The organism is Priestia sp. FW507-14D1A, assembly GCF_058781295.1.
On the sequence record NZ_JBYSWQ010000005.1, the window covers coordinates 94,012 to 113,472 of the forward strand.

At 38.7% G+C, this 19,461-nt stretch carries 20 protein-coding genes; 12 read left to right on the forward strand and 8 right to left on the reverse strand.

Annotated elements, in window-relative coordinates; genetic code table 11:
• Nucleotides 1–3: 3 nt before the first annotated feature.
• The 4 genes from AC3WJG_RS18050 (at nt 4) to AC3WJG_RS18065 (ending at nt 2,517) form a co-directional block, all read left to right on the forward strand.
• Nucleotides 4–618: a poly-gamma-glutamate hydrolase family protein gene (locus AC3WJG_RS18050; RefSeq protein ID WP_028408728.1), complete on the forward strand. Its 615-nt coding sequence runs from the start codon at nt 4–6 to the stop codon at nt 616–618.
• 95 nt (nt 619–713) lie between these two features.
• Nucleotides 714–890, forward strand: a complete 177-nt coding sequence (locus tag AC3WJG_RS18055; RefSeq protein WP_169305171.1) for a hypothetical protein — start codon at nt 714–716, stop codon at nt 888–890.
• A 60-nt stretch (nt 891–950) separates the two neighbouring features.
• The gene (locus AC3WJG_RS18060) at nt 951–1,559 is read left to right on the forward strand and encodes a class I SAM-dependent methyltransferase (protein ID WP_098333280.1); all 609 of its coding nucleotides are present in this window, start codon (nt 951–953) and stop codon (nt 1,557–1,559) included.
• Nucleotides 1,560–2,082: 523 nt separating this feature from the next.
• Entirely contained in the window at nt 2,083–2,517 is a 435-nt protein-coding gene (locus AC3WJG_RS18065) for a MerR family transcriptional regulator (RefSeq protein ID WP_013056794.1), read from the forward strand.
• Nucleotides 2,518–2,577: 60 nt separating this feature from the next.
• Here the strand turns inward: AC3WJG_RS18065 and AC3WJG_RS18070 are convergent, their stop codons facing one another.
• From AC3WJG_RS18070 to AC3WJG_RS18080, 3 genes are all read right to left on the reverse strand, one after another.
• Nucleotides 2,578–2,790, reverse strand: a complete 213-nt coding sequence (locus tag AC3WJG_RS18070; protein WP_013056795.1) for a hypothetical protein — start codon at nt 2,788–2,790, stop codon at nt 2,578–2,580.
• A gap of 129 nt (nt 2,791–2,919) precedes the next feature.
• Complete coding sequence (locus AC3WJG_RS18075) at nt 2,920–3,066, reverse strand: hypothetical protein (RefSeq protein ID WP_013056796.1); 147 nt, start codon at nt 3,064–3,066, stop codon at nt 2,920–2,922.
• A 141-nt stretch (nt 3,067–3,207) separates the two neighbouring features.
• Complete coding sequence (locus tag AC3WJG_RS18080; protein ID WP_013056797.1) at nt 3,208–3,516, reverse strand: flagellar hook-associated protein FlgK; 309 nt, start codon at nt 3,514–3,516, stop codon at nt 3,208–3,210.
• A gap of 220 nt (nt 3,517–3,736) precedes the next feature.
• Between AC3WJG_RS18080 and AC3WJG_RS18085 the strand changes: the two genes are divergently transcribed.
• Both AC3WJG_RS18085 and AC3WJG_RS18090 read left to right on the forward strand, forming a co-directional pair.
• Entirely contained in the window at nt 3,737–4,096 is a 360-nt protein-coding gene (locus tag AC3WJG_RS18085) for a hypothetical protein (RefSeq protein WP_025752106.1), read from the forward strand.
• Between the two features lie 77 nt (nt 4,097–4,173).
• Nucleotides 4,174–4,353, forward strand: a complete 180-nt coding sequence (locus tag AC3WJG_RS18090) for an H-type small acid-soluble spore protein (protein WP_013056799.1) — start codon at nt 4,174–4,176, stop codon at nt 4,351–4,353.
• Between the two features lie 71 nt (nt 4,354–4,424).
• Here the strand turns inward: AC3WJG_RS18090 and AC3WJG_RS18095 are convergent, their stop codons facing one another.
• The gene (locus AC3WJG_RS18095; RefSeq protein WP_025752107.1) at nt 4,425–5,495 is read right to left on the reverse strand and encodes a DUF3900 domain-containing protein; all 1,071 of its coding nucleotides are present in this window, start codon (nt 5,493–5,495) and stop codon (nt 4,425–4,427) included.
• 160 nt (nt 5,496–5,655) lie between these two features.
• Nucleotides 5,656–6,558 (reverse strand): glutamate biosynthesis transcriptional regulator GltC, encoded by a 903-nt coding sequence (gene gltC, locus AC3WJG_RS18100; protein ID WP_060747358.1) that lies wholly within the window; start codon nt 6,556–6,558, stop codon nt 5,656–5,658.
• A 134-nt stretch (nt 6,559–6,692) separates the two neighbouring features.
• Here gltC and gltB point away from each other — a divergent pair, with 134 nt between their 5' ends.
• On the forward strand, nt 6,693–11,246 hold the full coding sequence (gene gltB, locus AC3WJG_RS18105; RefSeq protein ID WP_337134039.1) for a glutamate synthase large subunit: 4,554 nt from the start codon (nt 6,693–6,695) through the stop codon (nt 11,244–11,246).
• A gap of 16 nt (nt 11,247–11,262) precedes the next feature.
• Entirely contained in the window at nt 11,263–12,744 is a 1,482-nt protein-coding gene (gene gltD / locus AC3WJG_RS18110) for a glutamate synthase small subunit (protein ID WP_013082931.1), read from the forward strand.
• Nucleotides 12,745–12,777: 33 nt separating this feature from the next.
• Here the strand turns inward: gltD and AC3WJG_RS18115 are convergent, their stop codons facing one another.
• Both AC3WJG_RS18115 and AC3WJG_RS18120 read right to left on the reverse strand, forming a co-directional pair.
• On the reverse strand, nt 12,778–13,257 hold the full coding sequence (locus AC3WJG_RS18115; protein WP_016763905.1) for a hypothetical protein: 480 nt from the start codon (nt 13,255–13,257) through the stop codon (nt 12,778–12,780).
• Between the two features lie 52 nt (nt 13,258–13,309).
• Nucleotides 13,310–13,780 carry a staygreen family protein gene (locus AC3WJG_RS18120; protein WP_028408724.1) on the reverse strand — a complete coding sequence of 157 codons (471 nt, stop codon included), beginning with the start codon at nt 13,778–13,780 and terminating at the stop codon, nt 13,310–13,312.
• Nucleotides 13,781–13,981: 201 nt separating this feature from the next.
• On the opposite strand from AC3WJG_RS18120, the gene AC3WJG_RS18125 reads away from it, so the two are divergent.
• The 3 genes from AC3WJG_RS18125 to AC3WJG_RS18135 all read left to right on the forward strand — a co-directional run bounded on the left by AC3WJG_RS18125 (nt 13,982) and on the right by AC3WJG_RS18135 (nt 17,429).
• The gene (locus AC3WJG_RS18125; RefSeq protein ID WP_337134038.1) at nt 13,982–15,382 is read left to right on the forward strand and encodes an alpha/beta hydrolase; all 1,401 of its coding nucleotides are present in this window, start codon (nt 13,982–13,984) and stop codon (nt 15,380–15,382) included.
• 248 nt (nt 15,383–15,630) lie between these two features.
• Complete coding sequence (locus tag AC3WJG_RS18130; RefSeq protein ID WP_221779825.1) at nt 15,631–16,485, forward strand: bifunctional 5,10-methylenetetrahydrofolate dehydrogenase/5,10-methenyltetrahydrofolate cyclohydrolase; 855 nt, start codon at nt 15,631–15,633, stop codon at nt 16,483–16,485.
• A gap of 344 nt (nt 16,486–16,829) precedes the next feature.
• The gene (locus AC3WJG_RS18135; RefSeq protein WP_050689955.1) at nt 16,830–17,429 is read left to right on the forward strand and encodes a DUF3298 and DUF4163 domain-containing protein; all 600 of its coding nucleotides are present in this window, start codon (nt 16,830–16,832) and stop codon (nt 17,427–17,429) included.
• A 2-nt stretch (nt 17,430–17,431) separates the two neighbouring features.
• On the opposite strand, the gene AC3WJG_RS18140 is transcribed toward AC3WJG_RS18135, so the two are convergent.
• On the reverse strand, nt 17,432–17,698 hold the full coding sequence (locus AC3WJG_RS18140) for a hypothetical protein (protein ID WP_028408720.1): 267 nt from the start codon (nt 17,696–17,698) through the stop codon (nt 17,432–17,434).
• 172 nt (nt 17,699–17,870) lie between these two features.
• Here AC3WJG_RS18140 and AC3WJG_RS18145 point away from each other — a divergent pair, with 172 nt between their 5' ends.
• Nucleotides 17,871–19,295: a phospholipase D-like domain-containing protein gene (locus AC3WJG_RS18145; RefSeq protein ID WP_337134037.1), complete on the forward strand. Its 1,425-nt coding sequence runs from the start codon at nt 17,871–17,873 to the stop codon at nt 19,293–19,295.
• Nucleotides 19,296–19,461 lie beyond the last annotated feature (166 nt).

Here is a 19,461-nt window from a genome sequence, read left to right on the forward strand (position 1 = left end):
ATGATGCCAGATAAATATGCTAGCTTCTCTGAACTTGCCTCTCATGAAGTATACAACCAAGACTACAAAATTCAATTCGAAATCAGACCTTCTAACATTATTATGCTTGCGATACACGGCGGAGGTATCGAAACTGGAACATCCGAACTTGCTGTTGGGCTAGCAGGAAACGAATACTCGTACTATATATTTGAAGGGTTAAAGAAATCAGGAAATGCCGATCTTCATATCACATCCACTCATTTTGATGAACCTCATGCGTTAACTATTATATCGAAAGAAGACTATGCCGTATCTTTTCATGGATACAATGATAAAAGTGAAAAACACACTAAAATCGGCGGTGCTGACAAAGCATTAAGATCCAAAGTGTATGAGGCGCTTGTTTCCAAAGGTTTTAGCACAGAAATTTTATCAGATCAAGACCCTTTTTCCGGTACAAGCCCTAGAAATATAACCAATAAAACAGCTAGGAGGATGGGTGTGCAAATTGAGATAAGTAAAGCGCAAAGAGAAGCTTTTTTTGCAACTAACACGAGAAATGAACGTAAAAATTCGAAAACCCAGGAATTTTTTGAGTATATATCAGCTATTAGAAGCGCATTTCCTCTTAGATAAAACAGATACGTTTAGTATTTATTAAACAGGTTAGATTTATTACGGACATGTTTGTGGTATACATATAGTAACTACATATACTGGAGGAGATAATCATGAAAACATTTGACCAAGAAGATACCCTAGAACGTCTTAAAGCCTCTTATCAATATTTAAAAAGCGTAGACGTACGGGGAATCAGCACATTAGATGATCAAAAACGAGCGGAAGCTGTGCAGTTAATCGAAGAGATTGGTCTTAAAATATCAGAAATGCGTGTGAAAGTAGAGTGAGAAAAAAGAGAAGGACATCTGTCCTTCTCTTTTTCAACAACTATAAACAGGAGATTGGCCATGAATGAGCAATATTATGACGCTTTATTAAATATAAAAACAACGGGAGAACAAAAGGGATTCAATGATTCATTTCATTACCATCGTTATGAACCTACGCCTTATAGTGCATTAGAAACACTTTTCACTCAGTATGAGCTAACAAGCAGCGATAGAATTGTCGACTTCGGGTGTGGAAAAGGAAGGCTAAATTTTTATGTGAACTACCTGTGCAATGCCACCGCTGTAGGGGTAGAAATGAACGAGCACTTTTATGAGCAGGCCATAGATAATCAGAGGGGCTATTTAAAAAAAGCCAAGGGTCGCAAACATCCTATTCATTTTCAGTGTTGTTTAGCCCAGGAATATAAGATTCATCCGCTAGACAACTGCTTTTATTTTTTTAATCCTTTTTCAGTTCAAATTTTTATCCAAGTAGTGAACAATATTTTGCTTTCGTGGGAAGAGAATAAACGCGAGATTGATTTGATTTTATATTATAGTTCGGAGGATTATCTTCATCACCTCGAAAAACACCCTTCTTTCATTTTAAAAGAAGAGGTAATGCTGCCAGAGTTGGATCGTAAAAACCCATATGAACGGTTTTTGATTTATAAAGTAGCTTATTAAGACGAACTATTTACTGTTTGATAAAGCTGTATCTTGACGGTTCTATTGAACAAATCAGCAGGAGGTGGAAAAATACCTGCTGATTTTATTTATAACTTTTTAGAAATTAAAGCATAACACTTTATTATGTAAGCGCTTTCTGTTATAATGAAATTAGGTTGGATAGCATGCGTGGCTATCGGTGTACTCAGCGCAGGCGGGGCTAGTACAGAAAGAGAAGGCTACATACAAGTTAATAAACATTTAGTGGATAGAAATAAGAACTCTCAAAAACAAATTTATTAATTTGTATGCTAAATCGTAAATTAACAAGAACAGCATTTATGATAAGGTTTTAGAGAAAAGAACCCAGCATATACTGTATAAGCAATTTTTTTACTCTAAAAAAGGGTAAAGAAATTGCTTATTTATTTTTAAATAAGTGCCCAGCTGTTCAGATTTGTTTTGAGATATCTAACGTTAGTGTATAATAGTAACAAGTATGAAAAGTTGACATTGTGAATTGATTAAAGGGGATTTAAAAATGAGTGAACTAAAAATAGATGATGTAGCGAAGCAAAGCGGTTTAACAAAACGTACAATTCGTTATTATGAACAAATCGGACTGATGCCAGCACCTCCAAGAAGTGAAGGTGGATTTCGTCTGTACACCGAAGAACATGTAGAATTTTTAAAGAAAATTACGAATGCCAAAGAAGTCATGGGTTTTTCACTTCAAGAATTACAGGAATTTCTTGCTTTAAGTGATACTCTTGAAATACAAAAGATGGATTATAGGCAAGTGAAAGGAACAAGTCAACAAAAAGAAAAGTTAGAGCAAGTATTACATACGGTAGAAGAGCAGCTCAAGCTGATTGAACAGAAAAAGAAAAACATCTTAAAAGTAGAGTCTGACCTTCTGTCACTGAGAGATCGTGCTAAGACTGCAATTGTAAAATTTGAGCAGGAAGAATCATAAAAAGCAGGCGCATTCACCAGAAGAGTGCGTCTGCTTTTACGGTTTTTATAGGGCATTGATTTACGATTGTGAAGTGTTTTCTTCTAGCTGTACCCCTAAAAGAAGTAAAATAGCCTGTATCCCATCGGCTTTTCCACTGTGAAAGCTTCTTGTCTCAGCATCCAAAGCTTCATTTACAGATTCCATCATATTTGATTCGTACAAGTCTAAAATTAATTGTTTTCCTTCGGGGCTCAAATGCAGCTGCCCGCGTTCCTTCATTTTAAACTTCAACTTCTTCAACTCCCTTTCCCATAATACTATCAGTATACAAAATTAATAACATTTACGTAAACGTTAATTTTTGTATATGGACAGAAGAACGTATTGAGTATAGGTACTAAGTGAGGTGAGAGATACTGATTACCCTTTGCTTGTTTTAATGTTTGTCAGCTTATAGCCGCAAGCTGAGCATGTATAGATAACGTTTTGATTGGACTGAGCAGTTAAAACGGTAGCAAGCTCTTTTTGAGAATGACAGTTAGGACAAATAACAACAGGGGATTTCATGTGATTTTCTCCTTTTCTTTTTCATAGTCAAATTTTATTTTATGTAAAGTTTAATCAAATATCCTTTGTGCTATCAAAAACGACGGAAGACATGTAAAAAAGCATTCTCGCTCAAAAGAAACGGGAATGCTTAAGCTGAGTTTAAAATCCGTCCTGGCTTGCTGTAAATGGAATGTTAAGTCTTCTTTCTACATTGCGTAAGCGCTGATTTAATCTGTTTATACGATCAGTATGTCGCTCCACAACGCGATTTAAACGAGTAATTTCTCTGACTTGCTCCTCATTTTGTCTCTCAAGGGCACGAATTCTTCGTTCAAATCCTCCAAGATTTTGAAGCTGCTGTCTTTCATCGTATTCTTCATGCTGTGGTACGTAAGGGGGATAGTATTGTTGAACTGAGTAATCAACTTGTTGAGGAATGTATCCAGGGTTGAAATAATAAGGGTTCATTAGGGCACCGCTCCTTTTACATAGTAATTTCAAATCAAACACGATATAACGTATGCGAAGATAAGAAAAATGCTATAGGCACATACCTAAAGACATTCTGTATTTAAAAAAGGAAAGTATTTTTAAAAGTCAAAAGGAGATAGCCGATCTTGTCTTGAATATGCAAAATAGAAAAGCTTCTTTTTTAGACACTTTATTTAAGAAAGAGGGAAAGTGACTAATGGCTCAAGGAAAACAAAAACCAGCACCTAAAATAGAAGAATCAAAAGCTCCGCCTGCAAAGAAACAAAAGTCGAAGAGCCGAAGCACTAAAAAAGCGCAGCCTCCTACATCGCCCTGGGTAAAAGCTGCTTCCATTTTATCTAACATTGATTTCATTCGTTTGTTTCGAGTGCTGTTTCTTGCTTTAGTTGTTGCTTTTATTGTGTATCAATATATTTTACTTACAAAGGGTATCTTCATCAAAACATATGCGGCCCTTTGGCATCATCACAAAATGCTCTTGCTGGCTGGAGCTGCATTCATTACCTATACTTCTTTCGTATTTTACCTTGGCTACCGCACCGCTAAAAAACGGTAGAACTGCTCTAGGGGGCGAATAGCATCTATTCTTTAAACAAACCTTATATGTATATCAGCATAGAGGGGGGAAGAAACGTGGACAAGCAGCGAGCAAAACAAATTGCTGATTCACCCGTTATGGCTAACGTTACGTATAACGATACGGCCGTTTATATTCAACATGTAAGCGAAGAAAATGATACGGTAAGAATTTATCCGCTAGGTCAGCCAGAAAATGAACAAAATGTTTCCGTGAGCCAATTAGTAGAGAATTAAGGTGGATAAATAGAGCTGGTTTTTCAGTTAAATAAAAGCCAGAGAGCTATGTTGTACTCTCTGGCTTTTATTTATTCTTCCCACTTCTTACTGCTGATTTTCTCAATAATTCCGTGCAAATCACCTGGCTTATGAAACTCAATTGGAGACGCGCCTTTTTCAAACAGAATCGATTCTGCTTCAATTAACGCCACGTAGCGTCCGTTCACTTTTGCTAAGTGAATATTTTCCCCGAAATCAGCTAACAGTCCTTTAATCTCTGTTTCGCCAAGCTTCATTTTAAGCTCTGCATCAGGGGTATGCTCGACGATATGAGCAGCAGCTTCCATGACTTGATGCGTATCTAAACGTTCTTGAAGCTCACGCTTTTCACTTGTTGCCCACAGTTCCATGTCCGATTCAAACTGTTCGAGTTCTACGCTTTCTGCTTCAAACGTTTCGCTGACGTGTTCACGCACCATATCCATTACTTGTGTTTTCATAATCTCAGGCATCGGCTCGTTGTAGTCAATAAATTTCAAGAAGTCTTCAAAGTAACGAGCGTGAGACGCTTGGTGGATGACAAGTTCACTTTCTTCGACCATGCCTTCTTCAGGCATGTATGGGTATTGAATAGATTTCATGTTTTTAGTAGTAATCGCCATTTCTACGTGACGAATAAGGGTTGATTCATCTGAAATTGAAGCCACTTTTGGTTCGAAGTCACATTTTAAAATAAACACAAAAGCATGATCAAAATATTTTCTTGGAACAGCAGATACAACTAAAAATGCTCCTCCTCGAACGGCTGCAGTATCAAGGTATGCATTGATAAACTGTTCGCTATTTTCTTCAAATTCTTCTTTGGTTGTGGCAAAACGAGTGCGGTGAAATAAATTATAATTAGGGTTTGAGTCGAGAGCGTGGCCTGGTTCAACTATAAAATACCCGAGCTTTGTAGGCACTTGTTCTGCTTTGGGGTGTCGCTCTACTTTGCGTTTTACAATTTTTTTAAATTCACCGTCTAAAAAATCTTTAATGGAACTTTCGTCATATTCTTCTGTATCAAGCGTTTGAAAATGCTTATATTGTTTAGAAGCCTGTTCTTCTTTTCCTTCTACTTGTATTACGTAAAATGATAAAAAATTAATTTTAAAATCCATAGCAGTCACCTTGTTTCTTTTTAGTCAGTTACTTCAGTATAAGAAAGAGTCCGGTAAGCGTCAATGCCTGTTAGCTTTAGGGGAAGAAGATCTATTTATACAATTGATCAGCTGAGGAATAGTGTATAAAGCAAAGAATAAGAGAGGCAGGGGGCCTCTCTTATTTATACTGCTCCAACCGTTCAAAAAAGGTTTTGACAAACTTATAAAAAATTTTATCAGAAGGTGCTAAATCACGATTTCGAGGAATAATCATCCCGACTGTACGCTGAAGCTGCGGCGTATGAATAGGGAGTTTAGTCGTAAAACGAGGAGTCGTTTCAGACACTGTGCTTTCAGGAAGAAGCGTGACGCCGATTCCTGCGGATACAAGTCCTTTAATCGCATCTAAATCTTCTCCTTCAGATGAAATATTGGGCATGAATCCTGCTTGTTTGCAAGCGTCAAAGGCCATTTTATGTAAAATGAATCCTTTTGGAAATAGCACAAAATCTTCATTTCTTAAATCCCGCAGCCGAATGCTATCCCGTTCAGCGAGCGGATGATGAGAAGGAACAAGGGCTAAAAGATTTTCAGTGAATAGAATATGGCCTTCTATACTCTGGTCCTCTACAGGTACAGGGCCTAAAAAAGCGATATTAATATCTCTTTTTTTAACCGATTCAATTAAAAATTTATACGAACCTTGTCTAAGATGAAAAGCAACATTTGGGTGTTCTTCTTTAAAGGCTGATATAATAGTAGGAAGAAGGTGACTGGCAAGGCTTGTGGGAAATCCGATTTTAATCGTTCCTCTTTCGGGATCCAGGTATTCATCAATTTGTTCTTTCGCATAGTCAATAGCTTTCATAGCCGTCTCCGTATGCTCAAGAAAGACTTTTCCTATTGCTGTTAACTTGACATTTCTTCCTTCGCGTTTGAATAAACTAACACCTAGCTCAGACTCCAGGTTCGCGATTTGACGGCTGATCGCTGATTGAGCTACATGCAGATATTCTGCCGCCTCAGATACGTGTTCTCTTTTTGCAACTTCCATAAAATAGCGTAATTGACGCAGTTCCATAGGCATCCTCCATCTATATATATCAAAATTAGATTAGTTTTATCTAAATTATATATTGTTTATATTGATTTGAAAACTTACAATGTAAACAGGTGATCTTAAAAAGATAAAGAAAACGAACGGGGGAGAAGAAGATGACATACAATCAAATGCCAAAAGCTCAAGGTCTCTACCGTCCTGAATTTGAGCACGATGCATGTGGAATCGGACTATACGCTCAATTGAAAGGCGTAGCGTCACATGATATCGTTAAAAAAGGACTAAATATGCTTTGCCAGCTTGACCATCGAGGCGGACAGGGAAGCGATCCGCTAACAGGAGATGGAGCTGGATTAATGGTGCAAATTCCACACGCGTTCTTTAAAAAGACATGCGTTGAATTGAACTTGCCTGAAAAAGGTCGTTATGGAGTTGGAATGATCTTTTTCTCAAATAACGAAGACGAGCGTCGAGAAATCGAAGCTTATATTAATAAATTAATTGAAGAAGAGGGACAAACGTTACTAGGTTGGAGAACTGTACCTGTAAATGTCGGAAAAATCGGAAAAGTTGCAAAAGAAAGCTGTCCGTACGTACGACAAGTATTTATTGGGGCAAATGACGGTATTCAAGATGACTTAGCGTTTGAACGCAAGCTATATGTTATTCGTAAGCAAGCGGAAAATTGGGCGCAGGCGCGTCAAAACCGTTTTTATTTTACGAGCCTTTCAAGTAGAACAATTGTGTACAAAGGGTTATTAACGCCTGAGCAAGTTGATGCTTTTTATCTTGACCTACAAGATGAAGACTTCACTTCAGCGTTTGCTTTAGTGCATTCTCGCTTTAGCACAAACACGTTCCCAAGCTGGGAAAGAGCACATCCAAACCGTTATTTAATTCATAACGGTGAAATCAATACGCTTCGCGGTAATCAAAACTGGATGAGAGCACGTGAACAGCAGTTTCTTTCGGACGCATTTGGTAAGGATTTGCCGAAGGTTCTTCCAATTTTAGATGCTGAAGGAAGCGACTCATCCATGTTAGATAATGCGCTAGAGTTCTTTGTATTGGCCGGCCGCAAGCCAGCGCATGCAGCGATGATGCTTATTCCGGAGCCTTGGTCTGAGAATCCGCACATGTCAAAAGAAAAACGTGCTTTCTATGAGTATCATAGCGCATTAATGGAGCCATGGGATGGTCCGACTGCTATTTCGTTTACGGATGGAAAGCAAATCGGTGCTATTTTAGACCGTAACGGTTTACGTCCAGCTCGCTATTATGTTACAAAAGATGATTACATCATCCTTTCATCAGAAGTAGGCGTCATTGATGTTGAAGATGAAAATGTATTATATAAAGATCGTTTAAGCCCAGGTAAAATGCTTCTAATCGATTTAGAGGAGGGCCGAATTATTTCAGACGAAGAAATTAAATCTGAAATGGCACAGGCTGAGCCTTATCAAGAGTGGTTAGATGAACAGCTGGTAACGTTGCCAGAAGTGCAGGAAGAAAAATCTGAATACTTCGATGATTTGGTCATTCGCCAGAAGTCATTTGGCTACACGTATGAAGATATTCATAAATATTTAGTTCCAGTTATTACAGAAGGAAAAGATCCGCTTGGTTCAATGGGTAATGATACTCCATTAGCCGTGTTGTCTGATCGTCCTCAATCGCTGTTCAATTACTTTAAGCAGCTATTTGCTCAAGTAACCAATCCACCGATTGATGCTATTCGTGAACAGTTGGTTACATCAACAATGACATTGCTTGGTGCAGAAGGGAATTTACTGCATCCAACCAAAGAAAATATTCATCGAATTCAGCTTGAGACACCGGTTTTAACAAACGATCAAACTGATCAGCTGAAGTCTGCCATTCATCCAGATTTCAAAAGTGCTGTTATATCTGCTGTATTTACAAATGATTTAAAAGCAGATCTTGATCGCGTATTTGCTGAAGCTGAAGCGGCGATTAACGCAGGTGCTAGCATTCTTGTTCTGACAGACCGTGAAGCGGGAGCTCAATCCGTAGCTATTCCAGCTTTATTAGCGGTTAGCGGACTGCACCAGCACCTAGTGCGAAAAGGAAACCGTACAAAGGCGAGCATTGTTGTAGAAACAGGAGAAGCGCGTGAAGTGCACCATTTTGCAGCGCTGATTGGTTACGGCGCAGACGCAATTAATCCATATCTTACTTTTGCAACATATCAAAATGAAATTAACGCCGGTACGTTGAACGTATCGTATGACTATGCTGTTGAGAAATATGTAAAAGCCGTTACTGAAGGTGTCGTAAAAGTAATGTCTAAAATGGGTATTTCGACGGTGCAAAGTTATCGGGGCGCACAAATTTTTGAAGCAGTTGGAATCAGTGCAGAGGTTATCGAGCACTATTTTACAGGTACTGCTTCGCAGCTTGGCGGTATCGGTTTAGATGTTATTGCAAAAGAAGCAAAAACGCGTCATGACAATGCTTATGTTGAAACAATTGAGCAAACGTTAGAATCAGGAAGTGACTTCCAGTGGAGACACACGGGCGAGCATCATGCGTTTAATCCAAAAACAATTCACACGCTGCAGTGGGCTTGCCGTAAGGGAGATTACAGCTTATTTAAAAAATTCTCTGAATCGGCTAATGAAGAACGCATCGGTTTCTTGCGCAACCTGTTCTCATTTAATGGATCGCGTTCATCTATCTCCATTGATGAAGTGGAATCAGTTGATTCGATTGTAAAACGTTTTAAATCAGGTGCTATGTCGTTTGGATCTTTAAGTCAAGAAGCTCATGAAACATTAGCGATTGCGATGAACCGTTTAGGGGCACGCAGCAACAGTGGAGAAGGCGGCGAGCATCCTAGCCGCTACACTCTGGATGAGAATGGAGATAATCGCCGCAGTGCGATTAAACAAATCGCTTCTGGGCGTTTTGGAGTGAAAAGTCACTACCTTGTGAATGCCGATGAGCTTCAAATTAAAATGGCACAAGGTGCAAAACCTGGAGAAGGCGGTCAGCTTCCAGGAAACAAAGTATATCCATGGGTGGCAGATGTGCGTGGATCAACGCCAGGAGTAGGCTTAATTTCACCTCCTCCACACCACGATATTTATTCGATTGAAGATTTAGCGCAGCTTATTCATGACTTGAAAAATATAAACCGTGATGCACGAATCAGCGTCAAGCTCGTTTCAAAAGCAGGTGTAGGAACGATTGCTGCCGGAGTAGCAAAAGGAGTAGCGGATGTTATTGTCATTAGCGGTTACGACGGAGGTACGGGAGCATCTCCAAAAACAAGTATTAAACATACTGGACTACCGTGGGAACTTGGCTTAGCAGAAGCTCATCAAACACTTATGTTAAACGGTCTTCGTGAAAAAGTAGTGCTTGAAACAGACGGGAAATTAATGACGGGTAAAGATGTAGTCATGGCAGCACTCCTAGGAGCAGAAGAGTTTGGTTTTGCTACGGCACCTTTAATTGTTTTAGGCTGTATCATGATGCGTGCGTGTCACTTAGATACATGCCCAGTTGGAGTGGCGACGCAAAATCCAGAGCTTCGTAAAAAGTTCCTGGGAGAAGCGGACCACATCGTTAACTATATGAAATTTGTTGCACAAGAAGTGCGCGAAATTATGGCTGAACTTGGATTTAAAACAGTGGATGAAATGGTTGGACGCACAGACGTATTAAGCGTTAGCGAACGTGCAAAAAATCACTGGAAGGCTCAGCACTTAGACTTAACAACTCTTTTATATCAAGCTGAAGGTGTACGTACCTTTAAAACACCTCAAAATCATAAAATTGACGAATCTCTTGATATGCAAAAGATTTTGCCTGCGGTACAGCAAGCAATCGAGCATAAGTATCAAGTCGAGTTAGAACTTCCAATCTCTAATATTAACCGTGTAGCTGGAACAATTGTGGGAAGTGAAGTTACAAAACGTTACGGTGAGAAAGGTCTGCCAGAAGATACGATTACTCTTCGATTCACTGGCTCTGCAGGACAAAGTTTTGGTGCATTTGTTCCAAAAGGAATGTCTATGTATCTAACTGGAGATGCAAATGATTATATCGGTAAAGGATTATCAGGAGGTAAAATCATTGTTGCTCCACCTAAGGAAACAACAGCTGTGTCAGGCGAGAATGTTATCGTCGGGAACGTTGCATTTTACGGTGCAACAAGCGGTGAAGCCTATGTTAGCGGGCTAGCAGGGGAACGTTTTGCAGTTCGTAACAGCGGTGTGAACGTAGTGGTTGAAGGAATTGGCGATCATGGCTGTGAATATATGACTGGCGGACGTGTTGTCGTATTAGGCGATGTAGGTAAAAACTTTGGTGCAGGAATGTCAGGCGGTATTGCTTACGTATTTGCTGATGATCAAGAAGTATTCAAAAACCTTTGCAATAAAGACATGATTGGGTTTGAGGGCTTAAAAGGCGAAGAAGCAGAAGAAGTAAAAGAGATGGTTTCAAATCATCTGAAATATACGAACAGTCATAAAGCAGCATTTGTCTTGGAAAATTGGGAACAATCACTTTCAAAATTTGTAAAAGTAATTCCGAATGATTATAAACGCATGATGAATCGCATTGAAGAGCAAAAAACAGCTGGACTAACGGAAGAAGAAGCAGCTATGAGTGCGTTTGAGGAAAATGCAAAACAAGAAAAGAAAGCATCGGCAAAACAACAAGAAGCGGTAGCTCAGTAAGAAAGGGGAGAGTACGATGGGAAAACCAACAGGATTTATGGAAATCAAACGTGAAAAAGGGAAGGAACGTGACCCGTTAAAACGTTTAGGTGATTGGAAAGAGTATGCTGCTCCTTTATCTGATGAAGCGCTAAGCCGTCAAGGGGCACGATGTATGGATTGTGGCACACCTTTTTGCCACATGGGAATGGATATTAATGCTTTTACTTCTGGATGTCCAATCTATAACTTAATTCCAGAGTGGAATGATTTAGTTTATAAAGGACGCTGGAAAGAAGCTTTAGAGCGTTTAATGAAAACGAACAACTTCCCGGAGTTTACAGGACGAGTTTGTCCTGCTCCGTGTGAAGGTTCCTGTACGCTTGCTATTTCAGATCCAGCCGTTTCGATTAAGAATATCGAACGCGCTATTATTGATAAAGGCTTTGAGAATGGGTGGATTACTCCGCGAATTCCAGAGAAAAGAACAGGCAAAAAAATTGCTGTTATTGGCTCTGGGCCAGCAGGCTTAGCAAGCGCAGATCAGCTGAACCAAGCGGGTCATTCCGTAACGGTATATGAAAGAGCAGATCGTGCTGGCGGTTTATTAACATATGGAATCCCGAATATGAAGCTAGATAAAGAAGTAGTGGAAAGACGTGTTCGCTTATTGACGCAAGAAGGTATTGATTTTGTAACAAATACGGAAGTTGGAAAAGACATTACTGCTGAAGAATTAAAAGAACAATATGATGCTGTAATTTTGTGTACAGGAGCTCAGAAGCAAAGAGATCTAGTATTAGAAGGTCGTGAAGCAAAAGGAGTTCACTTTGCAATGGACTACTTAACAACTTCAACAAAAAGCCTTTTAGACTCTAACTTCAAAGATGGTCAATTTATTGATGCTGAAGGAAAAGACGTTATTGTTATTGGAGGCGGAGACACGGGAGCTGACTGTGTAGCTACTGCTCTTCGTCAAAAATGCCGCAGCGTTGTTCAGTTTGGTAAACATCCTCAGCTTCCTGCTGAGCGTACGGCAGATAATATGTGGCCTGAATATCCACATGTATTTAATCTTGAATATGCTTATGAAGAAGCACAGGCAAAATTTGGGGACGATCCACGTGAATATTCAATTCAAACGAAAAAAATCGTGGCAGATGAGCAAGGCAATCTAAAGGAACTTCATACGGTTCAAATGGAAAAAGTAAAAGGTGAAAATGGACAGTACATCTTTACCGAAATTCCAGGAACAGAAAAAGTATGGCCAGCTCAGCTTGTCTTTATTGCGATTGGGTTTGAAGGTCCAGAGCATCCGGTTCTATCAGCGTTTGGTGTTGAAACGAAAAATCGTCGCGTAGATGCAGCGTATGGAAATTACAAAACAAATGTTGAAGGTGTTTTTGCTGCTGGTGACGCTCGTCGTGGGCAAAGTTTAATCGTATGGGCTATTCATGAAGGTCGTGAAGTAGCTAAACAAGTTGATAGCCATCTAATGGGAGCAACTGTATTACCATAATAAAAAACCGTCACAATTGTGGCGGTTTTTTGTTTATCTAGGATTTGGCACTTCATTTCCTCTACGTAAATTTTCAAATGAAACGGTTAAAATCGTGTTGGTAATTCGAACTTGTGAAGCAGGGGAAACGCTGTATAAGTTGAAAAGTTCAAATATCCAGGGGTCACGTTTTTTTAACTGTCGCGCGGCTTTTTCAACGCGTTCGTTAATAGATCCGCTGTAATTGTTATAGTTATCATCAACAAATCTTACAATGGAACGAAATAAGTATTCTGTTAGTTTGCTATCCATCCCGCCTCGTTGAGCATCTCTGTAGATGGACTGATACTGTCGTTTTAAAATTTTCATCACTCTGTCTACATCGCGTGTAGATCTAACTTCCTCTTCTTCATGCAGGATATAAGAAAATAAGTCTTCATTGTATCTATAAGGTTCTAAATAATTTTCATTCGTAGTAGGAACCACTGGATGGTAATAGCGCGGCATATAGGGGTAAACCCATTGACTGTACATGAAACATTCACACCTTCCTCGTTCATTTCCAATTAGTTTATGCACGAGCGTGCTAGCTGCTGCATGTTTGTTTTAAATAAAATTTAGGAGTTTGATAATAGGACCACCCTCTAAATTCTTGATAAGTCGATATAAAATAAATGTAAATGGGTGTATTTAGTAAGTCGGGATAATGTTGAAAAAACGCTTGGTCTCCGTAAAACATTGCTTCTAAAGCAAGGGGGAGTTCACGACGGAAAATTTGATAACGAAGCTGCGCTTGCTCGCGGCTGAACTCGCCTCCGCTAACAAAAACTTCGCCTTGAATAACTGCTTGTCGGTCTGTTACGTGAAGCGCAGCTAGTACTTCATCACGCATATTTTTATCTATCGCCTTGTTGTTATATGAGCATCCGATGCTTAAAAAAAGCTGACCGGTTGTATCAGAATGAGTGAGAGTATATTTTCTTCCGGAAACCGGATAGGAGGAAGTAGCAGGGGGAATAAGAGTCGTAGAAAGTTTTGAAGAATTAAACGAACTCATAGTCATTTACACTCCTTTTTTTGAATAAATTTCAATATTATACGGCGCTATGGGCTCAGTTGTGATAAATGTCTACTTTCTTTCTGTAAGAAAGGCGTTTTGATGTACTTTTTGAGAAAAGGATGGTAATATTTAACTGAAATTATGCATGTATAGTCCCCAAGAGAGTCTTCAAAAGCAAATGTGAATGGAGGTTATCACTTGAATATCACAACGTTTGACGGTAAGTATGGAAACTGGCTAACGACTAAAAACCCTCTTCAATTTCAAGCAGCGACTGCCTATGGGAACATTGGGCTGGCTCCTATCTATTGGGGAACAAAAGAAGAAAAAAATGGATGGTATTACATGTATCAGCCTGAAGAAATAACGGGCGTTCAAGTAGAAGGTGAAGTTGATGGTGGTAAATTTCTCATTCGAATTCCCGATGATTGGAATGGAAAGTTAGTTATGTCAGGAGTCCCAGCTACCCGAGATGAGAAATCAACGGATTTACTATTCAGCGACTATGTGTTGGCAAAAGGGTTTGCGTTTGCTGCTTCTGATAAAGGAACTCAGGGAGAAGAAGTGAGAGATGATCCATTTGCTAAAGCAAAGAACGCTCTAGTCAAAGAAGAAGACTCCATTAGAAAATGGCATATTCAATACCGAGAAGTGACAAAAATCGCGCAGAGATTTTTATTTGAAAATTATCGTCACAAACTTCAAAAAGAAGTGACAGAATATTTTGATATAAAAACGTATGCGTTAGGTATTTCTAACGGGGGTTATGTTGTTCGCTATGCTTTAGAAAACGACGGGAAACATGGAGAGCCTCAGCTTTTTAATGGAGGCGTTGAATGGGAAGGGGTTATGTGGCGAGCTGATCACGATAACTTGATTACTTCCTTAACACCTGTTGTAAATCATGCCGAAGAAGCACTGTACACCGTAGGTGAATCGCAAAAAGAAGCTTTGCACTGTTTGTATCAAGCAGGGTTGCCAAAAGGATCTGAGTTTTTATGGCCATATCATGACCAGTATTATTGGTTTTTAACGCTTAATATATATAGAGATGAGTTTGACAGTCAAGCACCTGGAAGCATTCCATGGCAAAAATACTTGACTCTTTTTGAAAACGGAGTTAGAGACCGTTCGTTAGATTCTATTTTTGAAAAGTATGATTATCAAGAAAGACCGCAAGATGTAAAGCAAAGAGTTCGTGAAATTGAAAATACAGGTGATATTTCCGTTCCGTTGATAAGCATTACAGGGTCGTTAGATGCTCTTATTTTTCCGGATATTCATGCTTATCCTTATGAACAACTGGTAAAAGATTCTGGTAAGCAGCACCTTCATCGTCACTATGTAATTGAAAATGGCAACCACATTGATAGCTTAGTATGGAATCATCAAATTGACCCAGATCGAAAGCTTCAGCCTCTCCTGCCTTATGTGTATCAAGGATTTGAACTGCTATGTGATTGGGTGGAGAATTTTGAAGAACCTCCGAAAAATAAGAAAATAAGTGCGCCTCTCAAGGAAATGCATGTAAAAGATCTAAAAACAGAGGAAGACGTGCTGCCGTTGACTACAAAGAAAAGCATATCAACAGAAAAATAAATCGTTCAAAACCGTGCCGAAGGTGCGGTTTTTAATTTGGAAAAGCAATGTTTGAATAAAAACACCTTTGGTGAATACAAAATATTATAGTACGATAAGAATGGAATATACGTTATTTGTTATTTATTTTCATCTATTTAAAATAAAAATAATAAAAACATTGAACAAAACCGAACTTTTGTGTTAGATTAATAACTATAATTCGTACATTTATTAAATGGCTACAGTTGAAAGGAGCAAAAAACATCATGACAGCGAAAGTAATTAAAGGAAAAGAAGTAGCGCAAGAACTGCGCGCCGCATTAAAAGAAGAGGTAGCTCAATTAAAAACAAAAGGTATCGTTCCTGGTTTAACCGTGATTTTAGTAGGAGAAAATCCTGCTTCGCAATCATATGTAAAAGCAAAAGCAAAGGCTTGTGAAGAAATCGGTGTTGCATCTGAAATTATCAAACGTGACGTAACGATTACTGAAGAAGAGCTTTTAAACGAAATCCATCACTTGAATGGAAATCCATCTGTTCATGGTATTCTTATTCAACTTCCATTACCAAAACATATTGATGAAAAAGCAGTATTAAATGCTGTATCTCCTAAAAAAGATGTAGATGGCTTCCACCCAGTAAGTGTAGGGAATATGGTTATTGGCGATGAGTGCTATTTACCATGTACACCACACGGCATCGTTGAGTTAATTAAACGTTCAGGTGAAGAAATTTCAGGTAAACATGCGGTAGTAATTGGACGAAGCAATATTGTTGGTAAACCAGTATCCATGCTGTTACTTCAAGAAAGTGCAACGGTAACAATTGCTCACTCTCGCACAAAAGATTTATCTGCTTTAACAAAACAAGCTGATATTCTTGTGTCAGCTGTAGGACAACCTAGACTTATTAAAGCAGTTGATATTAAGCCGGGTGCGATTGTAATTGATGTAGGTAACACAATGGAAAATGGTAAACTCGTTGGTGATGTTGATTACGAAGCGGCTTTAGAAGTTGCAGGTTATATCACACCAGTACCAGGCGGAGTTGGCCCGATGACCATCACAATGTTATTAAAAAATACGGTAGATGCTGCTAAAACAATTAACAACGTAAAATAACAAGAAGTAAAAAAGAGGCTGAGACAAAGGTATTTTCGTTGAAGGAAGATCCGAACGAGTTTGATTCTTGATTGAGAATCAAACTTGTTCGGATTTTTTCATTGATAAAGTTAACATAGGTTTCATGTATGAGTGTGCTTCTAGCTGGTGATTGGAGAGCAAGGCGAAGACTTCTGCGGAAATCAATAGCGGTGTTACAAGCAATCCATACTAGAGCATTTATCCAGTTTGTTTGTCTTTAGGTTGGATTGATTTCGCTATGTCTGAATCTTTCTTTGCTTCAGTAATGGAATGGAGGCTAAAAGAATAGAATGTAACAACCTGTATACAAAGAGGAGGAAGCGATGGTTACGTTACCTGCAACCGTATATTCTCAACAAATGGTGAAGAAAAAGTTAAACGTTTATTATCCAGTTGTACATTTGACTAATCAAGCTGTTCAGCACAGCATGAACAGTAAAATTTTGCAGCGCACGAATGAATTAATTCGTCAGCAGGGATATGGAGAAAATCCGGATACGGAAGAAACGGGTTATTATGAGTTGAAAACGAACGAGCGAAATGTACTCAGCTTAACACTTGTCAATTTTGCTTATTCCGGGGGAGCGCATGGTTTGACCGTGGTCGTTCCGTTAACGTTTAATGTGCTGACTGGAAAAACGTATCAACTCAAAGATCTATTTAAAAAAGACAGTAATTACGTGAGCATTCTTTCTAAAATAGTAGGAGAGCAAATAAAAGAGCGCGATATTATGGTTCTTGGAGAGTATAAAGGAATTAAACCAGATCAAGATTTTTATATCGCCGATAAATCACTTGTGCTCTTTTATCAGCTGTATGACCTGGCCCCTTACGCATATGGAATTCCTTACTTTCCAATTTCTATCTACGCTATTCAAGATATTATTGAAGATGAAAGTCCACTTGGACAAATGTTTGGATAAAGTTATAAAAAATTGCGGTGCGGCCGTACGTATCTTTTTAATTCGGCCGCTAACTGCTGACGAAGCGAACGAACGCTAATCGCTTCAGCAATATCTTTTGCTACAGGAAAGACCCCAATATTAGTGATATGAACACGAAGATAACCCTCATACAAGCATCCTCCCTCCGCATGCTTGATTTTGGTGCGTACCACAGCTTCTATTTTATCGTTTTCATTTTGCAAAGGGTAAGAATCTGTGATATGAAAACGAAAAGAATATTCCTCCATCACCATCATCCTTTTTTCTATGATATGTACTAGCATACTATACAAATAGTGAATCAGAAAAAATAAATGTGTCAAAAAGACAAAAGGCAAAGCAATCAAGGAAGCAGTTTCTTGCATGTAATGGTCCTTATTTGTGAACGATAACAGAAAAAGACAAGAAGCTGGAGTTGCGATGATAAAAATAGCATTCAAAGGATTACTTATTATTTTATCTTTATATATTCTGTACGTGGTTATAGCGGCGGTGGTTCTCTTTTATGTACCTTTAAAAACAGGAGAGGGAACGACCTCAATTAAACCGACTAGCTTTTTTGGTCACAGGGAGTCTACGGACCGAGTGAGACTTCTTGAAGATGGTTATGAGGCAGGAAGAGTTCGTATTCAAATGATTCAAGAAGCTGAGAAATCGATTGATATTGCTTATTACTCAATAGGAAAAGGAGAGTCAACTGATTTAATTATGGCCGCTCTTTTTAAAGCAGCTGATCGAGGCGTCCATACTCGCGTTCTCTTAGATGGGATAGCTAACGGCTTACGAGGAAATCGAAGAGGCGTGCTCTATGCATTAGCTTCACATCCCAATATTGAAGTGAAGTATTACGAACCGCTTCAATTGTTTAAACCTTGGGCGTGGCAAAATCGTATGCATGACAAAATAATGATTGTAGACGGTAGACTAGGTATAATAGGAGGACGGAATATAGGGGACAAGTATTTGGCTAAAAAGCCTCCTCAAGATTTCGTCTATGATCGTGATGTCTTTATTACAAACAGCAAACATAAACAAGATAGCGTCATCACTCAAATGCAAAATTATATAAATGAATTATGGGCTCATCCTTACACTAAAAAAGCTTTTTATCATCTCACGCAGTACCAGGTCGATCAGGGAAATAGGATGAAAGCTTTGCTGCTGCAGCAATATGATAAAGCTAAGCAAGTAGGAGAAACATTTGCGACGCCTAAGATTAATTGGAATGCTTCCACCGTTCCTACAAAGCGTGTTTCTTTTATTCATAATCCAATTGAACGCTTTAATAAACGACCTTTTATGTGGAAAACGTTTATTAATCTGGCAGAAGCAGCTAACCGCTCTGTTTTTATTCAAAGTCCTTATGTGGTGCCAACCAATGCGATGAGAAAGTATATAGCAATGAAAAAGAATCCAGCTGTTCAATGGACGCTACTCACAAATTCAGTTACATCTACGCCCAATGTGTTGGCTTTTTCCGGGTATATAAGTATGCGTGATACGATTGTGAAAACAGGTGTAAAGCTTTACGAATACCAAGGACCTTATTCGATTCATGCAAAGTCTGTGATTTATGATCAAAGACTCAGTGCCGTAGGCTCTTTTAATTTAGATTCCCGTTCTACATTTTTGAATAGTGAATCCATGGTCATTATCGATAGTCAAGAATTTGCAAAAAAGCTGACGATGGCGATGGAAAACAAAATGGATAAAAGTGTCCTTATTGCTAACCATAAGCGATGGATTAAATCTCCTGACATCCAAAAGACAGAAGAACCTGTTATGAAGCGGACCTTCCTATACGCCCTTGCAAAAGCGACGAGGTTTTTTAAGGAATTTATTTAAACAATCGGCAGTAGAACAAAAAGCACTCAATGGTATATCCATTGAGTGCTTTTTGTTACATATCTTATAAATAAATGAATAAACAAACTTATCACATAATGTAAATTATCCTCTTTTATTTATTGGAAAAACTAGGTAGTATAAACATAATAAACAAAAAGGAGGA

Coding starts and splice junctions, on each gene's coding strand:
- AC3WJG_RS18050 (WP_028408728.1), top strand. CDS start 4: ATGCCAGATAAATATGCTAGCTTCTCTGAACTTGCCTCTCATGAAGTA.
- AC3WJG_RS18055 (WP_169305171.1), top strand. CDS start 714: ATGAAAACATTTGACCAAGAAGATACCCTAGAACGTCTTAAAGCCTCT.
- AC3WJG_RS18060 (WP_098333280.1), top strand. CDS start 951: ATGAATGAGCAATATTATGACGCTTTATTAAATATAAAAACAACGGGA.
- AC3WJG_RS18065 (WP_013056794.1), top strand. CDS start 2,083: ATGAGTGAACTAAAAATAGATGATGTAGCGAAGCAAAGCGGTTTAACA.
- AC3WJG_RS18075 (WP_013056796.1), bottom strand. CDS start 3,066: ATGAAATCCCCTGTTGTTATTTGTCCTAACTGTCATTCTCAAAAAGAG.
- AC3WJG_RS18080 (WP_013056797.1), bottom strand. CDS start 3,516: ATGAACCCTTATTATTTCAACCCTGGATACATTCCTCAACAAGTTGAT.
- AC3WJG_RS18085 (WP_025752106.1), top strand. CDS start 3,737: ATGGCTCAAGGAAAACAAAAACCAGCACCTAAAATAGAAGAATCAAAA.
- AC3WJG_RS18095 (WP_025752107.1), bottom strand. CDS start 5,495: ATGGATTTTAAAATTAATTTTTTATCATTTTACGTAATACAAGTAGAA.
- gltC (WP_060747358.1), bottom strand. CDS start 6,558: ATGGAACTGCGTCAATTACGCTATTTTATGGAAGTTGCAAAAAGAGAA.
- gltB (WP_337134039.1), top strand. CDS start 6,693: ATGACATACAATCAAATGCCAAAAGCTCAAGGTCTCTACCGTCCTGAA.
- gltD (WP_013082931.1), top strand. CDS start 11,263: ATGGGAAAACCAACAGGATTTATGGAAATCAAACGTGAAAAAGGGAAG.
- AC3WJG_RS18115 (WP_016763905.1), bottom strand. CDS start 13,257: ATGTACAGTCAATGGGTTTACCCCTATATGCCGCGCTATTACCATCCA.
- AC3WJG_RS18120 (WP_028408724.1), bottom strand. CDS start 13,780: ATGAGTTCGTTTAATTCTTCAAAACTTTCTACGACTCTTATTCCCCCT.
- AC3WJG_RS18130 (WP_221779825.1), top strand. CDS start 15,631: ATGACAGCGAAAGTAATTAAAGGAAAAGAAGTAGCGCAAGAACTGCGC.
- AC3WJG_RS18135 (WP_050689955.1), top strand. CDS start 16,830: ATGGTTACGTTACCTGCAACCGTATATTCTCAACAAATGGTGAAGAAA.
- AC3WJG_RS18140 (WP_028408720.1), bottom strand. CDS start 17,698: ATGGAGGAATATTCTTTTCGTTTTCATATCACAGATTCTTACCCTTTG.
- AC3WJG_RS18145 (WP_337134037.1), top strand. CDS start 17,871: ATGATAAAAATAGCATTCAAAGGATTACTTATTATTTTATCTTTATAT.